4 protein-coding genes and 2 pseudogenes are annotated in these 4,713 nt (G+C 71.0%); 4 read left to right on the forward strand and 2 right to left on the reverse strand.

Annotation, left to right across the window (positions count from 1 at the left end):
- Window positions 1–237, reverse strand: a pseudogene (locus tag ACTHL9_RS03470) (MFS transporter); the annotation flags it as partial.
- A 56-nt stretch (window positions 238–293) separates the two neighbouring features.
- Between ACTHL9_RS03470 and ACTHL9_RS03475 the strand changes: the two are divergent.
- Window positions 294–1,259 carry a LysR substrate-binding domain-containing protein gene (locus ACTHL9_RS03475; protein ID WP_440517342.1) on the forward strand — a complete coding sequence of 322 codons (966 nt, stop codon included), beginning with the start codon at window positions 294–296 and terminating at the stop codon, window positions 1,257–1,259.
- Window positions 1,260–1,284: 25 nt separating this feature from the next.
- Here ACTHL9_RS03475 and ACTHL9_RS03480 read toward each other — a convergent pair whose 3' ends face one another.
- A complete protein-coding gene (locus ACTHL9_RS03480) occupies window positions 1,285–2,310 on the reverse strand; it encodes a nitronate monooxygenase (protein WP_440517343.1) in 1,026 nt (341 codons plus the stop codon).
- 48 nt (window positions 2,311–2,358) lie between these two features.
- Here ACTHL9_RS03480 and ACTHL9_RS03485 point away from each other — a divergent pair, with 48 nt between their 5' ends.
- From ACTHL9_RS03485 to ACTHL9_RS03495, 3 genes and pseudogenes are all read left to right on the forward strand, one after another.
- Window positions 2,359–3,231: an N-acetylglucosamine kinase gene (locus ACTHL9_RS03485; protein ID WP_440517345.1), complete on the forward strand. Its 873-nt coding sequence runs from the start codon at window positions 2,359–2,361 to the stop codon at window positions 3,229–3,231.
- A 67-nt stretch (window positions 3,232–3,298) separates the two neighbouring features.
- Entirely contained in the window at window positions 3,299–4,384 is a 1,086-nt protein-coding gene (locus ACTHL9_RS03490; RefSeq protein WP_440517344.1) for an ABC transporter ATP-binding protein, read from the forward strand.
- Window positions 4,384–4,713: pseudogene (locus ACTHL9_RS03495) on the forward strand (ABC transporter permease); the annotation flags it as partial. The gene ACTHL9_RS03490 and the pseudogene ACTHL9_RS03495, both read left to right, overlap by 1 nt.

A 4,713-nucleotide genomic window follows, 5' to 3' on the forward strand; every position in this document is an offset into this window, starting at 1 on the left:
CCACGGCAGCACGGCCACGGCAAGGCCGAGCGTCGCCAGGGACACCGTGAGGGCCGCTTGGGCAGCGTCGACGTGCAGGTCTGCCGAGATGCGGGGGAGCAGGGCCTGAGTGGAATAGAGCTGGGCGAACGTGGCGACGCCCGCAAACGCGAGGGCCGCGAGAAGCCGCCGGTATCCGCGGCTGCCCTTCGCGTGCCCCGCCCACTCGCGGGCTACCGGCAAAGGCGTTGAGGTCACCCCTCCACGGTAGGAGCCCGGATTTCATGCGTCCAATACATTATGATGCGGATCATATGACGGATATGTATGATTCGACCGTTCGCGGCGAGCTGGCTCGTCTGCTCCCGCTCCTGCCGGTGCTCGACGCCGTGGGCCAGACCAGGCACGTCACGGCCGCTGCGGAGCTCCTCGGCGTTCCCCAGCCCACGGTGAGCCGCGCGCTCGCTCGGGCGGCCGCCGTCGTCGGCACCGAGCTCGTGCGGAAGGAGGGCCGGGGGATCCGCCTCACTCCGGCCGCCGAGCAGCTGTTGCCCTCGGTGCGCGCCGCGCTCGACGGGCTCCAGAGCGCACTCGACGAGCTGCACGAGCGGCGCCAGGAGGCGCACGGGCTCGTTCGCCTGAGCTTTCAGATGACGTTTGGCGAGGCCGCCGTGCCGGCGCTCATCCGCAGCTTCCGGCAAGGCCATCCGGACGTGCGCTTCGAGCTCATCCAGGGCTCGCGGCAACGCTGCCTCGATGTGCTCGTCTCGGGGGATGTGGACCTGAGCATCGTCTCACCGGCTCCTGCGGCGGGGCGGCAGCTTGATGCGGCGACGCTGTGCATCCAGCCGCTTCGGCTCGCTGTCCCGGCGGACCACCGGCTCGCGCGCCGGGACCGTGTGCGCTTTGCCGAGGCCGCCGGGGAGCCGTTCGTGGCGCTTGAGCGCGGCTACGGAATGCGGAGCATCATGGACCGGCTGTTCCGGGAGGCGGGGGTCCGTCCCAACATCGCGTTTCAGGGTCAGGACTCACGGACACTGTTGGGACTGGTGAGCGCTGGGCTCGGGATCGCACTCGTCCCTCCTTCCCGGGCAACGCATTCGGCCGTGCATGCGAGTGAACTCGGCTGGGTCGAGCTCGAGATCCAGGACTCGGACGCCGTTCGGGACATCGGGCTCGTGTGGCCGAAGATCGTGGGCGAGCCCTTGCAGGTGCGTCTCTTCCGTGAGCACATCCTCAGGGAGGAGCCCGCGGCACTGCTCGACGCGTTCGGCCTCTGACGCGCTCTGCTCAGCCCGCTCTTGCTCAGCCCGCGAAACGGGCGACGACGTCCGCCGCCGGCTCGTCGCGCGCGAACCTCCAGCCAGTGCCCGCCCAGAGATTGGTCCCGTGCGCGTCGCCCGCCGCGACCGCGGCCGCGCGCAGAGGCGCGGTCAGATAGTGGATCACGGGATAGCCGCTCGGGGCATCCGCGAAGTCCCGCATGAACCGGTTCTCGAGCCCCCGGGCGGACTTCCCCGAGAAGGCCCGCGTCTGTGCGGTCCGTTCGAACGCCGGATCACCGAGTGCCGCCCTGTGGACGGGGTTCGTCCCCGCTTCGGGAGTGCGCAGGAACACCGTGCCCAGCTGGACTCCGGAGTCGCCTGCGTCGCGCGCGGTGAGCGCGTCAGCCGGGGTGCCGATCCCGCCTGCGGCGAGCAGCGGAAGCCCGACGGCGGCACTCACCTGTGCGACGAGTTCGGCGAGCGTCTGGCCGGCAGGGGCGGGGGTTGTGCCGGAGAGGAACGCGCCGGAATGCCCTCCCGCCCCGGGATGCTGCACGACGACGGCGTCAACGCCGAGCTCCTGCGCCGCCTTCGCCTCGTCGGCCTTCGTCACGGTCTGCACGGTGAAGACGCCGCGCGCCCGCAGCCGCGCGACGTCGTCGGCCGGCGGAAGCGCGAAGGTGAAGGACACCACGCCGGGCGGGCTCTCAAGGAGGAGCGCGAGCTTGGCTGGGTACCCGTCGTCGTCCGCCCAGCGAGGCTCGGGGAGGTCTACGGCGAGCTGGTCCGCCAGGGGCCGGAGCCGCTCTCGGTAGGCGAGGATCGCCTCCCGGTCGTACTCCTCGGCCTTCGGCACGAAGAGGTTCACGCCGAAGGCGAGGCCGGTCGCGGCCATCGCCTCGAGCTCCCGGGCGAACGCGTCCGCTGCCTTATAGCCTGCGGCGATGAACCCCAGGCCGCCGGCCCGGCTCACCGCCTCGGCGAGCTGCGGGCGGCTCGGGCCGCCGGCGAGGGGCGCGGCGACGATGCCGGAGCCGAACAGTTCTGCGGGGAGCGCGCGGTCCATGGCCACTACTCTAAGCACGTGAGCACAGCGACGACCCGGGGCAACGCCATGATCGGCCTCGACATCGGGGGCACCAAGACACGCGGCATCAAGGTGGTCGGCCGCGAGGTGGTCGACGACCGCGAGGCCGGGAGCGCAAACGTGCAGAACGTGTCCCGCGAGCAGGCAGCCTCGAACCTCGCCGAGCTGTTCGCGGTCCTCGACGCCTCGGACGTGGCCCGCGTCTTCGTCGGATCCGGTGGCATCGACACCGAGGCAGATGCGGAGGCGCTCGCCGCGCTCATCCGGCCGCACGCGCCCTCGGCAGAGATCACGGTGGTCCACGACTCCCGGCTCCTCCTGGCCGCCGGCCACGCGCGCACCGGCGTCGCCGTGATCGCCGGCACCGGATCCGCGGCATGGGGAACCAACGACGACGGAAACGAGGCCCGGGCCGGCGGGTGGGGATACCTCCTGGGCGACGAGGGCAGCGGGTACTGGCTCGCACGCGAAGCCGTCCGCTACAGCCTTCACCGCATGAACCTCGGACTCGAGCCTGACGCCCTCACACAGTCCCTCCTCGAGAGCACGGGCCTCGCCGAGCCCGGGGAGCTGATCGCGCATTTCCATGCGGCCGAGACGGGCCGGCGCTATTGGGCCCAGAGGGCACGTGTGGTGGTCGAGGCCGCGGACGTCGGGCATGCGGGAGCGCGGTTCATGATCGGGCAGGCCGGACACGATCTGGCGCGCATGGCGGCCCAGGTCGCCCGCCAGCTCGGTCTCGAGGGCCCAGTGATCTTGGGAAGCGGCCTCGGCATGAACGTGGTGCCGCTCCAAGATGCCTTTCGCGCAGCGCTCGCCGAGCAGGGAATCGAGGACGTCCGGATCCTGGACCGGGACCCCGTCTTTGGAACGATCGACCTCGCCGAACGCGAATCCTGACGCTGTCGTGACCCGCTGGTAGGCTCGGCACAGCCAACGGAGAACAGGCCCGGAGCGAGGTTCGGAAGTGCCCGAAGCGATGATCGAGTTCCGCGTGGTCAGCAAGGCCTATGGGGCCTCGATTGCGGTGGACCGGCTGAGCCTTGACGTGCCCCGGGGCCAGATCACCGTTTTCGTCGGTCCTTCAGGATGCGGCAAGACGACGTCCCTGCGCATGGTCAATCGCATGGTGGAGCCCACATCGGGGTCGATCGTCGTCGACGGCCGGGACGTCTCGACGCTCCCCGCCGCCCGTCTGCGCCGCTCGATGGGCTACGTCCTCCAAGCTGCCGGCCTCATGCCGCATCGCACTGTAATGGACAATATCGCCACGGTTCCACGCCTCAACGGCGTCTCGCGGCGCCAAGCGCGCGCCCGCGCGCGCGAGCTGCTCGACGTCGTCGGCCTCTCGCAGGGGCTCGCCGAGCGCTACCCGGCACAGCTCTCGGGCGGCCAGCAGCAGCGAGTGGGAGTTGCGCGCGCCCTCGCGGCCGATCCGCCGATCCTGCTCATGGACGAGCCGTTCAGCGCGGTGGATCCCGTGGTGCGGCAGGAGCTTCAGCGGGAACTCCTCCGGCTCCAGCACGACCTCGGCAAGACGATCGTCTTCGTCACCCACGACATCGACGAGGCCGTGCTCCTCGGCGACCGCATCGCCGTGTTCGCGGTCGGGGGCCGGCTCGCCCAAGTCGCAGACCCCGAAGAACTGCTCCGGGCTCCCGCGGACGAGTTCGTGGCGGGCTTCGTGGGCCGCGACCGCGGCTTCCGTCACCTCGGGTTCTATGACGACGGCGGCCTGGCCGTCGACGAAGCGCCCACCGTCGCGCTGTCCCAGCTCAGTGACGTGGCACCTGACGAGTGGACTGTCATCCTCGACGGGGCTGGCCGGCCCGCGGGCTGGGCGTCGCCAGTCTCTCGTGGCGCTGTGATCACGGGGGGATCGCTGCACCGGGCCGGGGGAACGCGGCGCCGCGCCCTCGATTCCGCCCTGTCCTCGCCCTCCGGCCGCGGCGTGGTGGTGGACGACGACGGCCGCTTCCTGGGGACCGTCGGCGCTACGGCCGTTCTCGCAGCGGCCGAGCGACGGCGGGCGGCAGTGCCCGAGGGGGCGTAATGGAATGGGCGGCGGCCAATCTCGGCCGCATCCTCGGTCTCGCTGGCCAGCACTTCGTGCTCGCCGCCGTGCCGCTGGTGCTCGGCCTTGTCCTCAGCCTCCCGCTCGCTCAGCTCGTGCGACGACACCGCGCGTGGCGCACGGTACTCCTGACGGTCAGCTCGGTCCTCTACACCGTTCCCTCGCTCGCCCTGTTCATCATCCTCCCGGTGCTCCTCGGGACGCGGATCCTCGACCCGGTGAATGTGATCGTCGCCCTCACCGTCTACGCCGTGGCGCTCCTCGTCCGGTCCTCCCTCGACGCCCTCGATTCGGTGGACGGCGAGCTG

Origin of the sequence: Sinomonas sp., assembly GCF_051955515.1 — a bacterium.
Classification (GTDB): Bacteria; Actinomycetota; Actinomycetes; order Actinomycetales; family Micrococcaceae; genus Sinomonas.

Bases quoted from the DNA above. Each gene is read 5' to 3' on its own strand.
- ACTHL9_RS03475 (WP_440517342.1), top strand. From the start codon at position 294: ATGACGGATATGTATGATTCGACCGTTCGCGGCGAGCTGGCTCGTCTG.
- ACTHL9_RS03480 (WP_440517343.1), bottom strand. From the start codon at position 2,310: ATGGACCGCGCGCTCCCCGCAGAACTGTTCGGCTCCGGCATCGTCGCC.
- ACTHL9_RS03485 (WP_440517345.1), top strand. From the start codon at position 2,359: ATGATCGGCCTCGACATCGGGGGCACCAAGACACGCGGCATCAAGGTG.